The following is a 17450-nucleotide window of genomic DNA, read 5'->3' as shown; positions in this document are numbered from 1 at the left end:
GGAGAGCGCCTGCTTTGCACGCAGGAGGTCAGCGGTTCGATCCCGCTAGGCTCCACTTGATTTTAATTGTTTTTTGGCGGTGTAGCTCAGCTGGCTAGAGCGTACGGTTCATACCCGTGAGGTCGGGGGTTCGATCCCCTCCGCCGCTACCATTGGACCTTTAGCTCAGTTGGTTAGAGCAGACGGCTCATAACCGTCCGGTCGTAGGTTCGAGTCCTACAAGGTCCACCACATATACGGAGGAATACCCAAGTCTGGCTGAAGGGATCGGTCTTGAAAACCGACAGGGGTGTCAAAGCCCGCGGGGGTTCGAATCCCTCTTCCTCCGCCATATCTAATTTAATTATCATCGCGGGGTGGAGCAGTTCGGTAGCTCGTCGGGCTCATAACCCGAAGGTCGCAGGTTCAAATCCTGCCCCCGCAACCAAAAAATGGTCCGGTAGTTCAGTTGGTTAGAATGCCTGCCTGTCACGCAGGAGGTCGCGGGTTCGAGTCCCGTCCGGACCGCCATTTATAAAAAAGGCTCGGTAGCTCAGTTGGTAGAGCAACGGACTGAAAATCCGTGTGTCGGCGGTTCGATTCCGTCCCGAGCCACCATCTTAATTTAATATTGTTTTGGCGGTTGTGGCGAAGTGGTTAACGCACCAGATTGTGGCTCTGGCACTCGTGGGTTCGATTCCCATCAATCGCCCCAAACAACAATGCGGGTGTAGTTTAGTGGTAAAACCTCAGCCTTCCAAGCTGATGTCGTGGGTTCGATTCCCATCACCCGCTCCATTTTTTTATTGTCATGGGCCTGTAGCTCAGCTGGTTAGAGCGCACGCCTGATAAGCGTGAGGTCGGTGGTTCGAGTCCACTCAGGCCCACCATGATGATTTTTCCACAGTAGCTCAGTGGTAGAGCTATCGGCTGTTAACCGATCGGTCGCAGGTTCGAATCCTGCCTGTGGAGCCATATGGAGAAGTACTCAAGTGGCTGAAGAGGCGCCCCTGCTAAGGGTGTAGGTCGTGTAAGCGGCGCGAGGGTTCAAATCCCTCCTTCTCCGCCATAAGGCCCGTTGGTCAAGCGGTTAAGACACCGCCCTTTCACGGCGGTAACACGGGTTCGAATCCCGTACGGGTCATTAAAGAACCTTGCATAGTATGCAAGGTTTTTTATTATGAGTTCATAGTGTAAATGGTGAAAGACAGGTATGTGGCAAAAACACTCCATAATAAATAAGGAACCAGCAGCCAGGCTGAATCTTTACTGTATTTGCGGGCAATTATCAATAAGCTAAGTGTTGTAACGGCCACAAGCAGGCAATCGATAGATGCAGCAAGCAAATTTTTCTGTGTGAATTGAAAAAAGCTGAATCCTTGATTAACGATATAATTGATGAGAAGCATCACCCAGAAAGCTTTGGATTCTTTATATGAAAATTTTGCGTATATCAAGGCTGCTGACAGCGAGATAAACGCAAACAAAACCGCCCATATGATGCCGATAACTGATCCGCTCGGCGTCCAGTCAGGTTTGTGAAGGGCGTCGTACCATTCCCTGTCGATGGGAAAGAGAAACCCAGCTAAAGAAAACAAGGCATATGTAATGATAAATACAATAATCGCACCGATATACTTCTTTTTCATCTATTCCTTCCGATATTCAATGTCAATACGTTCATTCCCGATTTTGTAAAGGTCAAACTTTTTAAAGAGTCGCATACCCCTTTCAGTGTATGAGTTTTCATTGCAATAATGCTGCAAACTTAAAACCCCGGCAAGCCGGGGTTTTAGTCAGCATGAAGATCGCCGAACGTCGTCATAATTCCTTCTTCGTCCAGTTCCTGTTCATATTTTTCGTGTTCTCTGCTTGGATATACAGAAATGTTTTTTCCGGTAATATCTGTTGCGATGAAGTTTTCATAATCCTCAACATAGCCGATGTTTTCTTCAGAGTTCATTGTCATATCGTTGTAGCTGAGAGGCGGATTCTCTAAATCCTGAGGCGTTTCTGAGTTTCCGTATTTCTCAACGTCCTGATAAGAGTCTTCACTGTCGTATGGCGGCCGTATTGATTCATCATCATCAAATTCAAACTGTCCGAACGGTGTTTCCTCCTCAATCGGCCTGTCTTTAGAAACGGCATCCTGCGAGGAATATTCCGCCAAGGTTGTAGCAGTCGGCAGAGCTTCCAGTCTGTCATAAGGGATCTCCTTGCCGCTGACTTCACATATGCCGTACGTACCGTTTTCAATTTGTTTCAAGGAGTAATCAATATCGCGAAGATGCTCCCGTTCATGGTCGAGGAGAGCCAGGTCTTTTTCACGCTCGTATAACTCGGTTGCCTGATCGCCGGGGTGATTGTCATAGGAAGACAATTCGCCGGATGACTGATACGGGAATTCATCTGTTAATTGAAATTGATCATTTTCTTTAAAACGGCTTAAAATATCATGTTTGGCTTCTTCTAGCTCTTTTTTCAAGTGTGTGATCTGTTCGTTTGTAAGCACATCGTTCCCTCGTTTCTATGTGATGCTTACAGTTAGTATGAACGTTTTTGATACAGAAAAAAGGTGGATAAAAATGGTCACTTTTCCACAGTAAAGTAAAAGGATACAGTGTTTGCCGAGAGTGGGGAAAGAAAATTCAAGTTTGTTTCTTTATTCATCTGTGCAAAAAGGTTTATAATAAGAAATGCAGGCATTTTGTCGTGCTCACATCTGTGTGTTTGACACAATGTCATCACAGGTGTATTGTATTAAAAGCATTTAACGGATTATGGAGGAATGTCTCATGGTGACAACGGTGCAGCATACGTTCCGAGAGGAAGCAGATCATGCATTACATAAAGCCAAACAAGTCAACCATGCTGTCTTATTGAGCTATTCAAGACGTATTGCGTCTTTAGACCCTCTATCATTTTTCAAAGACGGAGCAAAAAAATATAAAGGCAAACGATTTTTTTGGTCAGAACCCGGTAGTGAATTAACAATAGTCGGTCTTGGCACAGAAGCGCTGTTCCAATCGAATGAAAAAAACAAAAAGCGTTATCACGACGTTTTTGAACAATGGGAGCGCTTTAAAAAGACGGCTTTTCATATTCATGAAGAAGAGGCGGCGCATACCGCGGTCGGTCCTGTCTTATTCGGCGGTTTTTCATTTAATCCCGCTGAAGAAAGAGGAGACGAATGGAACGGGTTCGAAGAAGGACTGTTCTTTATTCCCTCACTCATGCTGACAAAGACGGCGGATGGTGATTATTTAACCGTCAATCAATGGGCGGCAGACGGTAATCAGGCAGAAGATGTGCTGAAACGTCTGAAATCTTTTTCTGAAGCTTTTGCAGTTTCTTCAATGGCGTATGAGGAGTATCCTGCTTTAACAAAAGCGGAAGAACTTGATGTGGAAAACTGGCTTGAAGCCATTAATACAGCAACAAATGATATGAAGGCAAATCAATATGATAAAGTCGTGCTGGCAAGGGAAGTCGTATTGTCATTTGATGGGCCTATTCCGGTGGAGAGCGTTGTCAGAAAGCTTTTGACGGATCAAACGACAAGCTATGTTTTTGCGATTGAGCAGGGAAATAAATGCTTTGTCGGCGCTTCACCAGAGCGGCTGATCAAAAAATCCGGCAAAGACGTCATGTCGTCCTGCCTGGCAGGTTCAATTAAGCGCGGAAAAAATCAACAAGAAGATGACTGTCTTGGCAACGAATTGCTGCATGACGGAAAAAATCTCGCGGAGCATGATTTTGTGGTTCAGATGATACACGATGCTTTTTTGTCGAGCTGCAGTGATGTGAAAAAGCCGGCGGGTCCGCAACTATATAAAACAAAAAGTGTTCAGCATTTATATACGCCGATCGTCGGTCATCTTAAAACGTCCGCTTCGCTGTTTGATTTGATTGAAAAGCTGCATCCGACACCGGCATTGGGCGGAGCGCCCCAGCAAAAAGCTATTGAAGTTATCGCTGATATTGAACCGATGACACGCGGATGGTACGCGGCTCCGATCGGCTGGATGGACGGCAGGGAAAACGGAGAATTTGTCGTGGCCATCCGATCAGGGCTGATTGAAGATCAAAGTGCGCGCCTATTCGCAGGATGCGGTATTGTTGAAGATTCAGATCCGCAATCAGAATATGAAGAAACACAAATTAAACTAAAGCCGATGATCTCTGCTTTAGGAGGTGAAAGGCTTTGACAAACCCGATTACACATTATATCGGAAGCTTTATTGATGAATTCGCTCTTTCGGGTATAACCGACGCAGTCGTTTGTCCCGGATCGAGGTCAACTCCGCTGGCGGTTTTGGCAGCGGCCCACCCGGATATTCATGTCCATATACAGATTGATGAACGATCCGCGGGTTTTTTCGCACTCGGTCTTGCAAAAGCCCGCCAGCGTCCGGTCATGCTGATTTGTACGTCAGGAACGGCAGCGGCTAACTTCTATCCGGCCGTGATTGAAGCTCATTATTCAAGAGTGCCTCTTATTGTCCTGACTGCTGACCGGCCGCATGAATTAAGGGAAGTAGGGGCGCCTCAGGCGATTAACCAGCATTTTCTGTTCGGTAACTTTGTTAAGTTTTTCACAGACTCAGCTCTTCCTGAGGAAAATCCTCAGATGCTGAGTTATATCAGAACATTGGCCGGCCGAGCCGTAAGTGAAGCGGGCAAACGCCCGATGGGGCCTGTGCATGTCAATGTGCCGCTCAGAGAGCCTTTGATGCCGGATTTGTCAGCACGGCCTTTTGAAAGAATGAGAGCTGGGCGGCATGTCTCTGTTACAACAGGGATTCAGTCAGCTGACCAAGCCTCTCTGCGTCATATTACAGAGCGTCTTGCGAGTGCCGAAAAGGGTATGATCGTCTGCGGCGAAATTCACGGTGAAGCAGAAAAACAGCAGATCATCGCGCTTGCCGAGATGCTTCAATTCCCGATTTTGGCTGACCCGCTTTCAAATCTCCGAAACGGAAAGCATGATAAGGCGCTGATTATTGATGCCTATGACTCATTCTTAAAAGATGAGGAGATAAAAGAGGCGCTGCGTCCGGACGTTGTGATCCGATTCGGTCCGATGCCGGTTTCCAAACCGCTCTTTTTATGGCTCAGAGACGATTCTGCCATTGAGCAGTTTATCGTTGATGAAGACGGCGGGTGGAGAGATCCCACTCAGACCGGCGCGCATATGATTCATTGCCATCCGTCTGTATTGTTGGAAGCGGTCCGTTCAGCTGAAACTGAAAAACGGCCGTCCGGATGGCTGGAGAAATGGCAGTTTGTCAATGAGCGGTTCCGCAGCCATTTAAAGGCCGCGGACATGGATGATTTATCATTTGAAGGGAATGTATATCGTCAGCTTCAGCACCTTGTTCCTGAGGGCAGTTCGATTTTTGTCGGCAACAGCATGCCGATTCGTGACGTGGATACTTTCTTTGAAAAACAAGACCGTTCCTTCCGTGTCTATGCCAACCGCGGCGCTAACGGAATTGACGGGGTTGTTTCCTCGGCTATGGGACTGTGTGAGGGAACAAAGGCGCCTGTCACGCTTGTGATTGGAGATTTATCGTTTTACCATGATTTAAACGGGCTGTTAGCGGCTAAAAAACTTGGAATTCCGCTTACGGTTATTTTAATAAACAATGATGGCGGCGGGATTTTCTCATTTTTGCCGCAGGCATCTGATAAAACTCATTTTGAAGAACTGTTCGGTACGCCGACGGGACTTGATTTCCGTCATGCCGCCGCACTGTACGGCGGGACGTATACTTGCCCTGAGACTTGGGATGCATTTAAGGATGCGTATCAGCCGCAGGCGGACAAGCCCGGACTTCATATTATCGAGCTGAAAACAGATCGGACATCAAGAGTTCAATTCCATCGCGATCTGCTGCAGGCCGCAGTCCAGGAAGTGAAAAAAGAATGGAAGCTGTAACTGTCAAAATGGCGGACGGTGTGTGCTATCGGGCGGCTGACAGCGGTCACGAATCGTCTGAAGCGATAGTTTGTCTGCACGGGTTTACGGGCAGTAAAGAATCATGGGAATTTTTACGCGAAATGTTTCCCGGCGAGCGAATGGTGATGATTGACTGCCTGGGCCACGGAGAGACAGACGCGCCTGTGCAAGCGGCAAGGTATAGTGCGAGCCGGCAGGTGGCGGACCTTGCCGCCGTTTTTGATCAATTAAAACTTCACAAAGTGAAACTTATTGGGTATTCTATGGGGGGAAGACTTGCTTACTCCTTTGCACAGACATTTCCGCATCGGGTGTCAGCGCTTGTTCTGGAAAGTTCAACTCCTGGCCTCAGCACGCTCGAGGAACGCAAAAAGCGGATTCAGTCAGACCGGGAGCTTGCTGACTTTATATTACGGGAAGGCATAACATCGTTTGTCGATTATTGGGAAAGCATTCCGTTGTTTGCCACACAGCTTTCTCTTCCGGACAATGTAAAGGCGTCCATCCGTGCCGGCCGGCTGAAAAATAATCCGTCCGGTCTTGCAGGCAGTCTGCTCGGAATGGGGACGGGCTCACAGCCTTCCTGGTGGAGTGCATTAGACCGCATCAAATCGCCGGTTCTTCTCATATGCGGTGAATGGGATGAAAAATTTTGCGTCATTAATCAAAAGGTGCATAACCTGCTCCCATCAAGTAAAATAGAGGTTGTCAAACAGGCGGGGCACACGGTTCATGTGGAACAGCCGCGAATTTTTGGTAAGATAGTAAGTGAGTTTTTAAACGGCTTGTAAAGCATAAAGAAAATGACTTTTCGGCCGGACTCATGCAAAAATAGAGGAGGTCATATCAATGGCTGCAGAATGGAAAAGTGAACGTCAGTACGATGAAATCCTGTACGAGACGTATAACGGTATTGCAAAAATAACAATTAACCGCCCGGAGGTACATAACGCATTTACTCCTAAGACGGTATCAGAAATGATTGACGCATTTGCTTACGCACGTGATGACTCTGAGATTGGTGTCATCGTTCTTGCGGGAGCGGGAGATAAGGCATTCTGTTCAGGCGGGGACCAAAAAGTCCGCGGTCACGGCGGATATGTCGGAGACGATCAGATCCCGCGTCTGAATGTGCTTGATCTTCAGCGTTTAATCCGTGTTATTCCAAAACCGGTTGTAGCGATGGTATCAGGCTACGCCATCGGCGGAGGCCATGTGCTTCATATCGTCTGTGATTTAACGATTGCAGCTGATAACGCGATTTTCGGTCAGACTGGGCCGAAAGTGGGCAGCTTTGATGCCGGTTACGGCTCAGGCTACCTGGCGCGTATCGTCGGACATAAGAAAGCCCGTGAAATCTGGTACCTGTGTCGTCAATACAACGCGCAGGAAGCGCTCGACATGGGGCTTGTCAATACGGTTGTCCCATTAGAGAAACTTGAAGAGGAAACAATTAAATGGTGTGAGGAAATGCTTGAGAAAAGCCCTACAGCCCTTCGTTTCCTTAAAGCGGCATTTAACGCAGATACAGACGGTCTTGCCGGAATTCAGCAATTTGCAGGAGATGCAACGCTTCTTTATTACACGACAGACGAAGCGAAAGAAGGCCGCGATTCCTTTAAAGAGAAACGCAGTCCCGATTTCGGTCAGTTCCCTCGTTTTCCGTGATCAGATGACACTACGAAACAGCTTGAGCCGCTCTGGTCCAAGCTGTTTTCTTTTCAAAAAAAGTACTTTTACCTCGGAGATGATAACATGCTGACAGAACAGCCAAATTGGCTCATTCAAAGGGCTCAGCTGACACCTGAGAGAATCGCTCTCATATTTGAAAACAAACAGATGACATTCAAAGAATTGTACCATGCTTCTAAACAAATGGCCGCGCGGCTGTCCGAATACTACACGCTTAAAAAAGGAGACCGTGTCGCGATTTTGCTTTCTAACAGACCTGAAATGGTTTATGCCGTTCACGCCTGCTTCTTATTAGGAATGGAAGCGGTGCTGTTAAATACGAAGCTCTCAAAACAAGAACGGCTGTTTCAGCTCGAAGATTCACAGGCGAAGCTTTTATTGACGGAGGACGGTTTTCGCCGGGAAGATTATGAATCTGCAGTCGCCACCGCAGATGTGGACGAGCTGCAGGCTGAAGAGGCGGGAGACATTGAGCCGGAAGAATATGTAACGCTCGATGATACGGCGACTCTTATGTATACGTCAGGAACAACGGGAAGGCCGAAGGGGGTGCAGCAGACTTTCGGAAACCATTATTCCAGCGCTGTATCATCTGCGCTGAATCTGGGGGTCACGGAGCGGGACCGCTGGCTTATTGCGCTGCCGCTTTTTCATATCAGCGGCCTGTCTGCACTGTTTAAATCGGTCATTTACGGCATGCCTGTCGTGCTTCACCAAAAATTTTCTGTCACTGATGTGCTGGACAGCATCAGCTCACACCGGGTCACGATCATATCGGCTGTGCAGACCATGCTGTCGGGTCTGCTTTCGGAGACTGAACAATGTCCTGAATCACTGCGTTGCATTCTGCTAGGCGGGGGGCCGGCACCGCTGCCGCTTCTTGAAGAATGCCGCAGGAAACAATTTCCGGTCTTCCAGTCTTATGGCTTGACCGAAACCTGCTCACAGATTGTCACGCTTTCTCCTGAATTCAGCATGGAAAAGCTCGGCTCGGCAGGTAAACCGCTGTTTTCATGTGAAATCAGAATTGAAAAAGACGGAAATCGCTGTGCGCCGTTTGAACATGGTGAGATTACGGTGAAAGGGCCGAATGTGATGAAAGGGTACTATCATCGTGACGAAGCGAATCAGGCCGCTTTTCATAATGGCTGGTTCAAAACGGGCGATCTTGGCTATTTGGATGATGAAGGGTTTTTATATGTGCTGGACAGACGGTCGGATCTCATCATTTCAGGCGGAGAGAACATCTACCCGGCTGAAGTTGAAGCGGCGCTGCTTGCCCATCCGGCTGTAGCGGAAGCCGGTGTTTCAGGAGCCGAAGATCCGAAGTGGGGGAAAGTGCCGCATGCCTTTCTCGTTTTGACTTCTTCTGTCAGTTCAGAGGAGCTGACCGCTTTTTGCCGTGAACGTCTTGCAAAATATAAAATACCGGCTGCTTTTTTCGCGGTTGACGAGCTTCCGCGGAACGCGTCCAATAAACTGATGAGGCATCGGCTTAATGAGCTTCGTAAAGGAGAATTGTCATGATTAAGATTGAAAAAATCACCCTTTATCATGTGAGTATGAGGCTAAAAAAACCATTTAAAACAAGTATTGAAACTCTGCACGACCGTAAATTTTTGATCGTGGAAGCGATCGACGAAACCGGGAGAACCGGCTGGGGAGAGGTATCGGCGTTTTCTTCCCCGTGGTATACAGAAGAAACGATTCAGACATGCGCGCATATGCTGAAAGATTTTTTTATTCCAAATGTCGTAGGCCGCGAATTTTCCCACCCGTCAGACGTGCCTGACTGTCTCGAGCGTTTTAAAGGAAACCGCATGGCAAAAGCGGGCCTTGAATCAGCCGTGTGGGATTTATATGCCAAGAAAAAGGGGATTTCTCTCGCAGAAGCCTTGGGAGGCAAAAAAGATAAAGTGCCCGCCGGCGTCGTAGTGGGTCTTGCTTCGGCTGATGAGATGCTTCGGGAAATTGAGCAATACGTAAAAGAAGGTTATCAACGTATAAAAATAAAAATTCAGCCCGGCAATGACGTTGATTTGGTCAGAGCCATCCGCAGCCGTTTTCCGAATGTACCGCTCATGGCGGATGCCAACTCAGCGTATGAACTGAAAGACATCAGCAGGCTGAAAGAATTGGATGAATTCCAATTAATGATGATAGAACAGCCGCTTCAGGCAGATGATATTGTCGATCACCGCCACCTGCAAAAACACTTGAGAACGGCGATATGTCTTGATGAAAGCATATGCTCATTTGATGACGCGAGGCGTGCGATTGAGCTTGGAAGCTGTAAAATCATTAATATAAAACCGGCGCGTGTAGGTGGTCTGACAGAGGCTTTAAAAATACATGATTTATGCAGAGAGCATCACATGCCGGTATGGTGCGGCGGAATGTTTGAGACCGGCATTTCGAGAGCGCAGACAGTGGCGCTTGCTTCGCTGCCGCAATTTACGATACCGGGGGACATTTCCTCATCAGACCGATACTGGGAGGAGGATATTATCACTCCTGACATCCGTATCGAAGAGGGATTTATCTCTGTTCCGGACGGTCCCGGGCTGGGTGTCGAAGTTAATCAGGAAATAATGAGAAAATACGTCACCCAAATGGACGTTTTTACGACAAACAGCTGATAAAACGATATTTCAGCAAGTTGAGCATTCTGTATGCCGCTGTTATATTGAAACTGTTCATCATCACCCCTTCCCCGTTTGAACCGGCTGTTAAAGCCGGTTTTTTTACTTGATAAATGTGAGCAGTGCGGCGCGGAAATTAAAAAGAGCTGTATAAAAACAGCTCTTTTTTTTATAAATCATGCGGTTTAAAGGTTTTGCAATCCGTTTCTTCACTTTTTTCAGCGGTTTCGCCTGTATGGCTGACAACATAAATAGCGTCGGCCGTGCATTTGTTTCCTTTGCCCCAATATGAGCAGTTATTGACTTCACACAGAATTTTTTGGTCCATGCTGATTCCCCTCCCAAATAAAAGGTACGCCATTAGTATGAGCCGCCCCGATTTTTGTTATTCCTCCTGGCGGATATAACGTCTGTCTTTCATAAAGAGCTTCCAGAAGAAATAAAATCCGGGAAACAAAATGATGAACGCGACGATATACGTCATAAACAGCGCCCTGAAGGTTGCGGGTTCCGTAAATCCTGACATGACCGTAATGTCGGGATAAATCATATAAGGAAGATGAGCCCGTCCGTACGCATAGCTTGCCAGAAAGTATTGCAGCGCAATGGCAATCATGGCGATCCTCGGTTTGCCGAGGTTTCTGCCGAAGCGTTTATTCGGCAAAAACAGAGCGATACCGGCAATGATAAATGTAATGACAGACAGGATGAGCCATGTCAGGTCTTTCATCATTCCCGTATACAGCCAGCCGGCTTCCGTACGCAATGTCAGCATAATGAAGATCGCAAAAAGAAGAGACAGCGGCCCTGTTATTAAAGAGCTCCGTCTGTATATGCGATACGCATGCTCCTCTTCCGCAACATTTGAAAAGTCGGCCAGAAGCAGCGAAGATAAAAATAAAGTGCTTAAAATGGCAAAGCCGATAAAGGCATACGCATTCGGGCTTGTAAAGACATTTGCCAAATTCAAGTGATACACCCCGCCCGTTTTCTCGATAAATCCTCCGTGTGTCACCGGAAGTACCAAAATCAGCACAGCAGGAATAATGAAGCCTGAAATTCCGGAGATATATCTCATGATTTTTCTTTCTTTCGCCGTATTGGAGAAAACGAGAAAGCCGCTTCGGATAGCTAAAAGCAGCAAAATGATACTCCCCGGAATCAATAAAACGGTACCCAGCACGAAAGTTGCCCCGGGAAAGAAACTGAAAAGGGCGACAACGATCGCGACGATAAAGACATTGGTCACTTCCCATGTCGGGGATAAATAACGGTTGGCGATGTTAGTCGCCTTTGTTTGTTCTTTATTTAAATAAATCATAGACCAAAAACCGGCTCCGAAGTCCATCGTTGCCATAACCGCGTAGATAAACACGAAGCCCCATACGATGGATATCGCGATGAGAGCATCCATGGTAATGTCCATTTCAATTCAGCCCTTTCTGTTGTTAAGATTCCGCCGCTTTTACATCCTCCTCAACGGGATGTTTGCGGAAATAATACAGCAGCACATAAATGACTGCGGCCGCCAAAATGGCGTAAACCACCGTAAACAGGATGAACAGCAAACCGATTGAACCAGTTGTCGTGACGACATCTGACGTTTTCAGAAGATGATAAATCACCCATGGCTGCCGCCCAGTACAAGCGAATATCCATCCGAATTCAATGCCGATCAGACTAAGCGGTCCCGCGGTTAAAAATAAAATCAAAAGCCAAGTCGGAAAGCTGTCTTTCTTTAATATTTTTCTCCACACGATGCCGATGACGGAGTACAAAATGAGCAGCATTCCGATGCCGACCATTCCGTTAAACAGTGTATGGATGAATAAAGGCGGCCACTCGTCTTTCGGAAACGCGTTCAAGCCTTTGACGACTGTGTCAAAGCTGTTTGCAGCCAAAAAGCTTAAAGCCCACGGCACTTCTATCGCCCATTTTACTTTTTCTTCTTTTGCGTCGGTAAAACCGCCGATCGCAAGCGGAGCGTGTGACCTTGTTTCAAACAGCCCTTCTGCGCCCGCAAGCTTCTCAGGCTGGTATTCGTAAAGGAGCTGAGCTGACTCGTGTCCGTTTAAAGAGGCAATAATAGAAAAGATTCCGCCGATCGTTAAAGCGAGCAGAAGCGCTTTCCGGTGAAAACGGTATACCTGCTCCTGTTTTCTCGTTCTCAGCATTTTATAAGCGGCTACTGACGCGACGATAAATGCACCGGTCATGAAAGCCGTCAGAACGACATGGCCCGCGGTGGTGAAAAAGCTTGGATTAAAAAATGCCGCCCACGGTTCGACGTCAGTGATTTTGCCGTTTAAAATTTTAAAGCCGGCCGGCGTTCCTTCAAATGCGTGAACATTTGTGATTAAGACGGCAGATGCCGCGGCGCCGATCAAAACGAAAATGACGGCAATGATGCGCATCGCCGGAGTCAGCCGGTCAGCGGCATAGACATAAATGGACATAAACAGCGCTTCGATAAAGAAAGCATAAATTTCAATTTGAAACGGAAGTGACATCACTCTGCCGATGACTTCCATGAATCCGGGCCACAAAAGGGCAAGCTGTGTACCCGCGATCGTTCCGGTCGGTATCGCCACGCCGAGCAGAACAGCCTGCGCCTTTGTCCATCTTTTCGCCATAATGGCATAATGCGGATCTTTTGTTTTTTGATAAATTAATTCAGCCATTAAAATCATCAGAGGCAAACCGACACCAAGCGTCGCGAAAATAATATGAAAGCCCATGGTTGTCCCGAACAGGCTTCTGGCTAATACTAAATCATCCACGTCATAAACCGCCTTTCTAATTACCGTTTTATGTAATGTGGTTATATTATTTGCTGAAGCCATTAAATTATTCTTCTGATTCCATATATGTGCAGGGTTTAGAAATCAAGGGATCGGGGCATATATGATTGACAAGCGCCTATTTAAGGTTTAGAATAAAGCGTAATAATTACGATTTAAAGAAAGGGAGATCAGCATGAAAAAAGATATTCATCCGGATAACCATCAAGTGATTTTTCAAGATGTGAACAGCGGCTACCGGTTTTTAAGCCATTCAACGAAAACATCAGAGGAAACAGCAGAGTGGGAAGACGGAAAAACATACCCGCTGATTAAAGTAGAAGTCAGCTCAGATACGCATCCGTTTTATACAGGCCGCCAAAAGTTCAACGAAAAAGGCGGGAGAGTCGAACAGTTCAACAAAAAATACAATATGGGGAAATAAGACAAGCCCGAGGGGGTTTGTCTTATTTTTTGAGCCGTCTGCAACTTTGTCATCAAGAGCGGGGAGTGACGAAAGGACCCGCTTTATGTTATATTGTGAATAAAAAAGCAGAAAGGAAACACCAAGATGAGTCTTCTAAACGATATCATGACATTTAATGAGCAGTTTACTAAAAACAAAGAGTATGAAAAATACCAAACATCTAAATTCCCGGATAAAAAGATGGCGATTTTGTCCTGCATGGACACACGCCTTGTTGAATTGCTTCCGCATGCGATGAACATGCGAAACGGCGATGTGAAAATTATTAAAAGTGCCGGCGCGCTTGTCGCCCACCCATTCGGAAGCATTATGCGCAGCCTTTTAGTGGCCGTATACGAATTAAACGCTGATGAAGTCTGCGTTATCGGGCATCATGATTGCGGTATGAGCAAAATCAACAGCGAGGATATGCTCGGTAAAATTATTGACCGCGGTATTCCGAAAGAGCGGATTGACATGCTGAAGTACTCAGGTGTTGATCTTGATCAATGGCTGAAAAGCTTTGATTCTGTAGAAGCGAGTGTTACAGACAGCGTAAACGTCATTAAACACCATCCTCTATTCCCTGATAACGTGCCGGTGCACGGTCTTGTGATTGATCCTGAAACCGGCAAGCTTGATCTGGTGATCGACGGCTATCAGCATATGGACTAATGCTTTTGTTTTTTTTCCGGTACGGGATCAACCCCGCCCGGATGAAAAGGATGGCACCTTAAAATTCGCTTCAGTGTCAGCCATCCGCCTTTTAGTGCGCCGTGAGTCTTGACGGCCTCGATTCCGTACTGCGAACACGTCGGATAAAAGCGGCATGACGGCGGCGTCAGCGGAGAGATGAACTTCTGGTATCCGCGGATTAACGCAATCATTATGGTTTTCATCAAAAAAACCACCTTTCTGATGCTAGTATAGAAAAAAAATTTCAGATTGAAAAGCGTCCGCCGCAATTCTTATCGGAAAACTGTGTTATAATGGGTGCATATTCTGAAAAAAAGGGAGTGCCATTATGCCTTCAGTAGAAAGTTTTGAGCTTGACCATAACGCGGTTGTGGCTCCGTATGTAAGACATTGCGGAGTGCATAAAGTCGGAACAGACGGCGTCGTGAATAAGTTTGACATCCGCTTCTGCCAGCCGAACAAACAGGCGATGAAGCCGGATACGATTCATACGCTTGAGCACTTGCTTGCGTTTACGATCCGCACACATTCTGAGAAATACAATCACTTCGACATCATAGATATTTCACCAATGGGCTGCCAGACAGGATATTATCTGGTTGTGAGCGGTGAGCCGACAGCGGAAGAGATTGTTGACCTGCTTGACGCTACACTGAAAGAAGCCATCGATATTACGGAGATTCCGGCAGCCAACGAAAAACAGTGCGGCCAGGCGAAACTTCATGATTTGGAAGGCGCGAAACGCCTAATGCGTTTCTGGCTGTCACAGGATAAAGAAGATTTGCTGAAAGTGTTCGGATAAAAAAACAGGCCTTTTTGCTGTCATGCAAAAAGGCTTTTTTTACATATTTCTAAAAAATGTCACACCTTATGTGTAAGCGTTTGCTAAAATAGAAGCAAACACGAGGGAGTGATGGAATGAAACGGGCTGTATTGGCAGGTATGTGCGGTATGGTATTTCTTTTATCTTCTTGCGGGGGCAATTCGGACAAAACCTCCGCGGATGAAAAGCCTAAAGCGCTTGAGGTCAAGCTTACGGGACCGGAAACGGTAAAGCCGCATGAAAAAGCAGAATACAAGGCGGATGTTTTTTACGGCGGAAAGCGCGTCACGGATGCGGATGAAGTCATGTTTGAAGTATGGAAAGAAGGAAAAAAAGGCAGCAGCAAAACAAGCAAGGCCAAGGAGGAAAAAGGGGCGTATCATCTGCGGACTGAATTTGACGAAGAGGGTGTGTATACCGTTCAATCCCACGTAACGGCAAAACAGCAGCACAATATGCCGACTGTAAAAGTGCGTGTCGGAGATGCTGAAGCTGCCGATGATTCCTCCGGCCATGAGGAACAGACGCATCATCATTAAGGTTTGTTTTTGTGCGTCAAGCCGTTTGATTCGTCCTGCGGCGGATCAATCGTATGCTTTACATTATAGGCTCTTACGGTCGACCAGATGGATAAAAGCAGCACGGCAAGCACGATAAGAAAGCCGAGACTCAGAAGAAGCAGCATGAAATCCCTCCTTTTTAACAAATAATAACATATTTTCCAGACGTAAAATCAAGGGCTAAAAATTTATGTTTTAACAAACGATATAAAGGGTATATCAATAGTAAACCAAAGGAGGAAGATAGGCATGTCAGAAAAACTATTGGAAGCAGTCAATAAACAAGTTGCAAACTGGACGGTCATGTATGTGAAATTACATAACTATCATTGGTACGTCAAAGGGAAGGACTTTTTTACACTGCATGAAAAGTTCGAGGAGCTGTATAACGAAACGGCTACATATATTGATGACTTGGCAGAGCGTCTGCTGGCATTAAACGGCAAGCCGATCGGCACAATGACGGAATCATTGAAGACTGCATCTATAAAAGAAGCGGAAGGCAATGAGAGCGCAGAACAAATGGTACAGAACATTTATGATGACTTCACTGTCATTGCAGAGGAACTGAAAAGCGGAATGGATCTCGCAGATGAAGTCGGTGACGAAACGACCGGAGATATGCTGCTTGCCATTCACCAGAATATCGAAAAACATAACTGGATGCTGAAAGCGTATTTAGGATAATTAACAAGGGAAGGCCGGGGCTTTAGAGCATCCGGTCTTTTATTTGGTTGTCCATTTTTCTGAAAAATCCAGTCCGTTCTATTCACCTTTCATAGAATAATGTAAGGCCGTTTCTGTGAAAGGATGTTGGATCAAGTGGGCAGAGACTTTGGCATCTTTTCGTTTTTTGCAGTGATCGTGTCGGCAGCGGGATTTTTCTTCGGCGGTTTTCAGTATTCGTTTCTGATTTTGCTATCGGTCATGGCGATCGAATTTATCAGTACAAGCTTAAAGGAATCTCTTTTGCAACAGCTGAGCCCAAAAAAGCTTTTTGCGCGGCTGGTCAAAAAAATCGTGACCTTGTCATTAGTCTCAGTTTGCCATTTTTTTGATCAGCTGCTTCATACCGAAGGCTCCATCCGCAATTTGGCTATCATGTTTTATATTTTATACGAATCGATACAGATTGTGATTACGGCAAGCTCGCTGGGCATCCCGGTTCCGCAGGTGCTCGTCGACCTTTTGGACACCCTGAAAAATAAATTCAAGCGCAAACCGTAACATTTGCTTCATAGGAGGCTATACTAGCGGGTATGATGGTTTTCCTCTGAATTTTTGATAAAGGGCTTCCGAACAAACGCAACTGTGGTATGATGTATGGAAGATACGAAGGAACGGATTAGAGGGATAAACATGTACGAGTTTAAAGACTATTATCAGAACACTGTTCAGCTCTCCTTTGAACACCAGCCTTTTTCAGACAGCCCGAAGCACGTATGGGTCATATGCCGATATGGTGACAAGTGGCTTTTGACTGAGCACGAAGACCGGGGGTTTGAATTTCCGGGCGGAAAAGTGGAGCCGATGGAATGTGCGGAGGAAGCGGCCCTGCGCGAGGTAAAAGAAGAGACCGGCGCCGCGGTAAGACACCTTCAGTACGTCGGACAGTATAAAGTGCTCGGCAGGGAAAAGGTAATCGTTAAGAATATTTATTTTGCCGATATTGAAAAGCTTGAAAAACAGGCTGATTATTTTGAAACAAAGGGGCCGGTGCTGTTCAGCGAACTGCCGGAGAATCTCCCGCGAAATAAAAAGTTCAGTTTCATTATGAAAGATTCGGTGCTTCCGATAAGCCTGAAAAAGCTGAAAGAAGATGGCGTATTTCAATCATAGAAACGAAGACC

The 17450-nt window shown here is 46.5% G+C and carries 20 protein-coding genes and 13 tRNA genes (1 of these 33 only partly in view); 26 read left to right on the top strand and 7 right to left on the bottom strand.

The window, feature by feature from the left end; all coding sequences use genetic code 11:
* From ACW5MY_RS14155 to ACW5MY_RS14095, 13 genes are all read left to right on the top strand, one after another.
* A tRNA-Ala gene (locus ACW5MY_RS14155) sits at positions 1-55 on the top strand (it extends 18 nt beyond the left edge of the window).
* A gap of 20 nt (positions 56-75) precedes the next feature.
* Positions 76-152 (top strand) — tRNA-Met (locus ACW5MY_RS14150).
* Between the two features lie 2 nt (positions 153-154).
* A tRNA-Ile gene (locus ACW5MY_RS14145) sits at positions 155-231 on the top strand.
* A 7-nt stretch (positions 232-238) separates the two neighbouring features.
* Positions 239-331 (top strand) — tRNA-Ser (locus ACW5MY_RS14140).
* 19 nt (positions 332-350) lie between these two features.
* Positions 351-427: transfer RNA gene (locus ACW5MY_RS14135), tRNA-Met, on the top strand.
* Positions 428-433: 6 nt separating this feature from the next.
* A tRNA-Asp gene (locus ACW5MY_RS14130) sits at positions 434-510 on the top strand.
* Between the two features lie 11 nt (positions 511-521).
* Positions 522-597: transfer RNA gene (locus ACW5MY_RS14125), tRNA-Phe, on the top strand.
* A gap of 21 nt (positions 598-618) precedes the next feature.
* A tRNA-His gene (locus ACW5MY_RS14120) sits at positions 619-694 on the top strand.
* A gap of 9 nt (positions 695-703) precedes the next feature.
* Positions 704-777 (top strand) — tRNA-Gly (locus ACW5MY_RS14115).
* Between the two features lie 15 nt (positions 778-792).
* Positions 793-869: transfer RNA gene (locus ACW5MY_RS14110), tRNA-Ile, on the top strand.
* Positions 870-879: 10 nt separating this feature from the next.
* Positions 880-954, top strand: a tRNA-Asn gene (locus ACW5MY_RS14105).
* A gap of 3 nt (positions 955-957) precedes the next feature.
* Positions 958-1048: transfer RNA gene (locus ACW5MY_RS14100), tRNA-Ser, on the top strand.
* 3 nt (positions 1049-1051) lie between these two features.
* Positions 1052-1123: transfer RNA gene (locus ACW5MY_RS14095), tRNA-Glu, on the top strand.
* Between the two features lie 34 nt (positions 1124-1157).
* On the opposite strand, the gene ACW5MY_RS14090 is transcribed toward ACW5MY_RS14095, so the two are convergent.
* Together ACW5MY_RS14090 and ACW5MY_RS14085 are read right to left on the bottom strand one after the other, a co-directional pair.
* Complete coding sequence (locus ACW5MY_RS14090; RefSeq protein WP_013353292.1) at positions 1158-1628, bottom strand: TspO/MBR family protein; 471 nt, start codon at positions 1626-1628, stop codon at positions 1158-1160.
* Positions 1629-1771: 143 nt separating this feature from the next.
* A complete protein-coding gene (locus tag ACW5MY_RS14085; RefSeq protein ID WP_013353291.1) occupies positions 1772-2491 on the bottom strand; it encodes a TraR/DksA C4-type zinc finger protein in 720 nt (239 codons plus the stop codon).
* A gap of 283 nt (positions 2492-2774) precedes the next feature.
* Between ACW5MY_RS14085 and ACW5MY_RS14080 the strand changes: the two genes are divergently transcribed.
* The 6 genes from ACW5MY_RS14080 to menC all read left to right on the top strand — a co-directional run bounded on the left by ACW5MY_RS14080 (position 2775) and on the right by menC (position 10272).
* Entirely contained in the window at positions 2775-4187 is a 1413-nt protein-coding gene (locus ACW5MY_RS14080; RefSeq protein ID WP_289393848.1) for an isochorismate synthase, read from the top strand.
* Positions 4184-5920, top strand: a complete 1737-nt coding sequence (gene menD / locus ACW5MY_RS14075) for a 2-succinyl-5-enolpyruvyl-6-hydroxy-3-cyclohexene-1-carboxylic-acid synthase (protein ID WP_014470854.1) — start codon at positions 4184-4186, stop codon at positions 5918-5920. The genes ACW5MY_RS14080 and menD overlap by 4 nt, the downstream gene beginning before the upstream one ends.
* Positions 5908-6732 (top strand): 2-succinyl-6-hydroxy-2,4-cyclohexadiene-1-carboxylate synthase, encoded by an 825-nt coding sequence (gene menH / locus ACW5MY_RS14070; RefSeq protein ID WP_289393847.1) that lies wholly within the window; start codon positions 5908-5910, stop codon positions 6730-6732. Before menD ends, menH begins: the two co-directional genes overlap by 13 nt.
* Before the next feature lie 58 nt (positions 6733-6790).
* Positions 6791-7609 carry a 1,4-dihydroxy-2-naphthoyl-CoA synthase gene (gene menB / locus ACW5MY_RS14065; RefSeq protein ID WP_013353287.1) on the top strand — a complete coding sequence of 273 codons (819 nt, stop codon included), beginning with the start codon at positions 6791-6793 and terminating at the stop codon, positions 7607-7609.
* Positions 7610-7696: 87 nt separating this feature from the next.
* The gene (locus ACW5MY_RS14060; RefSeq protein ID WP_013353286.1) at positions 7697-9160 is read left to right on the top strand and encodes an o-succinylbenzoate--CoA ligase; all 1464 of its coding nucleotides are present in this window, start codon (positions 7697-7699) and stop codon (positions 9158-9160) included.
* The gene (menC, locus tag ACW5MY_RS14055) at positions 9157-10272 is read left to right on the top strand and encodes an o-succinylbenzoate synthase (RefSeq protein WP_013353285.1); all 1116 of its coding nucleotides are present in this window, start codon (positions 9157-9159) and stop codon (positions 10270-10272) included. The genes ACW5MY_RS14060 and menC overlap by 4 nt, the downstream gene beginning before the upstream one ends.
* A gap of 172 nt (positions 10273-10444) precedes the next feature.
* Here menC and ACW5MY_RS14050 read toward each other — a convergent pair whose 3' ends face one another.
* From ACW5MY_RS14050 to ACW5MY_RS14040, 3 genes are read right to left on the bottom strand one after another with little or no spacing between them, the layout of a single operon-like run.
* The gene (locus ACW5MY_RS14050; protein WP_014470852.1) at positions 10445-10603 is read right to left on the bottom strand and encodes a DUF1540 domain-containing protein; all 159 of its coding nucleotides are present in this window, start codon (positions 10601-10603) and stop codon (positions 10445-10447) included.
* Between the two features lie 57 nt (positions 10604-10660).
* Entirely contained in the window at positions 10661-11701 is a 1041-nt protein-coding gene (locus tag ACW5MY_RS14045; protein ID WP_013353282.1) for a cytochrome d ubiquinol oxidase subunit II, read from the bottom strand.
* Positions 11702-11723: 22 nt separating this feature from the next.
* The gene (locus ACW5MY_RS14040; protein WP_014470851.1) at positions 11724-13055 is read right to left on the bottom strand and encodes a cytochrome ubiquinol oxidase subunit I; all 1332 of its coding nucleotides are present in this window, start codon (positions 13053-13055) and stop codon (positions 11724-11726) included.
* Positions 13056-13251: 196 nt separating this feature from the next.
* Between ACW5MY_RS14040 and ACW5MY_RS14035 the strand changes: the two genes are divergently transcribed.
* Both ACW5MY_RS14035 and ACW5MY_RS14030 read left to right on the top strand, forming a co-directional pair.
* Positions 13252-13500, top strand: a complete 249-nt coding sequence (locus tag ACW5MY_RS14035; protein WP_003152229.1) for a type B 50S ribosomal protein L31 — start codon at positions 13252-13254, stop codon at positions 13498-13500.
* Positions 13501-13626: 126 nt separating this feature from the next.
* Positions 13627-14196 (top strand): beta-class carbonic anhydrase, encoded by a 570-nt coding sequence (locus ACW5MY_RS14030; protein WP_013353280.1) that lies wholly within the window; start codon positions 13627-13629, stop codon positions 14194-14196.
* Here ACW5MY_RS14030 and yidD read toward each other — a convergent pair.
* Positions 14193-14420, bottom strand: a complete 228-nt coding sequence (yidD, locus tag ACW5MY_RS14025; protein ID WP_013353279.1) for a membrane protein insertion efficiency factor YidD — start codon at positions 14418-14420, stop codon at positions 14193-14195. The two genes, ACW5MY_RS14030 and yidD, sit on opposite strands and share 4 nt — an antisense overlap.
* A 125-nt stretch (positions 14421-14545) precedes the next feature.
* Between yidD and ACW5MY_RS14020 the strand changes: the two genes are divergently transcribed.
* Together ACW5MY_RS14020 and ACW5MY_RS14015 are read left to right on the top strand one after the other, a co-directional pair.
* Positions 14546-15019, top strand: a complete 474-nt coding sequence (locus ACW5MY_RS14020) for an S-ribosylhomocysteine lyase (RefSeq protein WP_013353278.1) — start codon at positions 14546-14548, stop codon at positions 15017-15019.
* A gap of 116 nt (positions 15020-15135) precedes the next feature.
* A complete protein-coding gene (locus ACW5MY_RS14015) occupies positions 15136-15579 on the top strand; it encodes a FixH family protein (protein WP_013353277.1) in 444 nt (147 codons plus the stop codon).
* Here ACW5MY_RS14015 and ytzI read toward each other — a convergent pair.
* Positions 15576-15725, bottom strand: coding sequence for a YtzI protein (gene ytzI / locus ACW5MY_RS14010; RefSeq protein WP_013353276.1), 150 nt, complete (start codon positions 15723-15725; stop codon positions 15576-15578). The genes ACW5MY_RS14015 and ytzI overlap by 4 nt on opposite strands.
* Before the next feature lie 124 nt (positions 15726-15849).
* Here ytzI and ACW5MY_RS14005 point away from each other — a divergent pair, with 124 nt between their 5' ends.
* The 3 genes from ACW5MY_RS14005 to ytkD all read left to right on the top strand — a co-directional run bounded on the left by ACW5MY_RS14005 (position 15850) and on the right by ytkD (position 17439).
* Positions 15850-16287, top strand: coding sequence for a Dps family protein (locus ACW5MY_RS14005; RefSeq protein WP_003152242.1), 438 nt, complete (start codon positions 15850-15852; stop codon positions 16285-16287).
* A 135-nt stretch (positions 16288-16422) separates the two neighbouring features.
* Complete coding sequence (locus ACW5MY_RS14000; RefSeq protein WP_014470850.1) at positions 16423-16827, top strand: phage holin family protein; 405 nt, start codon at positions 16423-16425, stop codon at positions 16825-16827.
* A 132-nt stretch (positions 16828-16959) separates the two neighbouring features.
* Positions 16960-17439 carry an RNA deprotection pyrophosphohydrolase gene (gene ytkD / locus ACW5MY_RS13995; RefSeq protein ID WP_013353274.1) on the top strand — a complete coding sequence of 160 codons (480 nt, stop codon included), beginning with the start codon at positions 16960-16962 and terminating at the stop codon, positions 17437-17439.
* Positions 17440-17450 lie beyond the last annotated feature (11 nt).

Source organism: Bacillus sp. Bwzl_19, from assembly GCF_054900515.1.
Note: the sequence above shows the minus strand (reverse complement) of the source record. Positions and strands in the feature narration are given on the sequence as shown.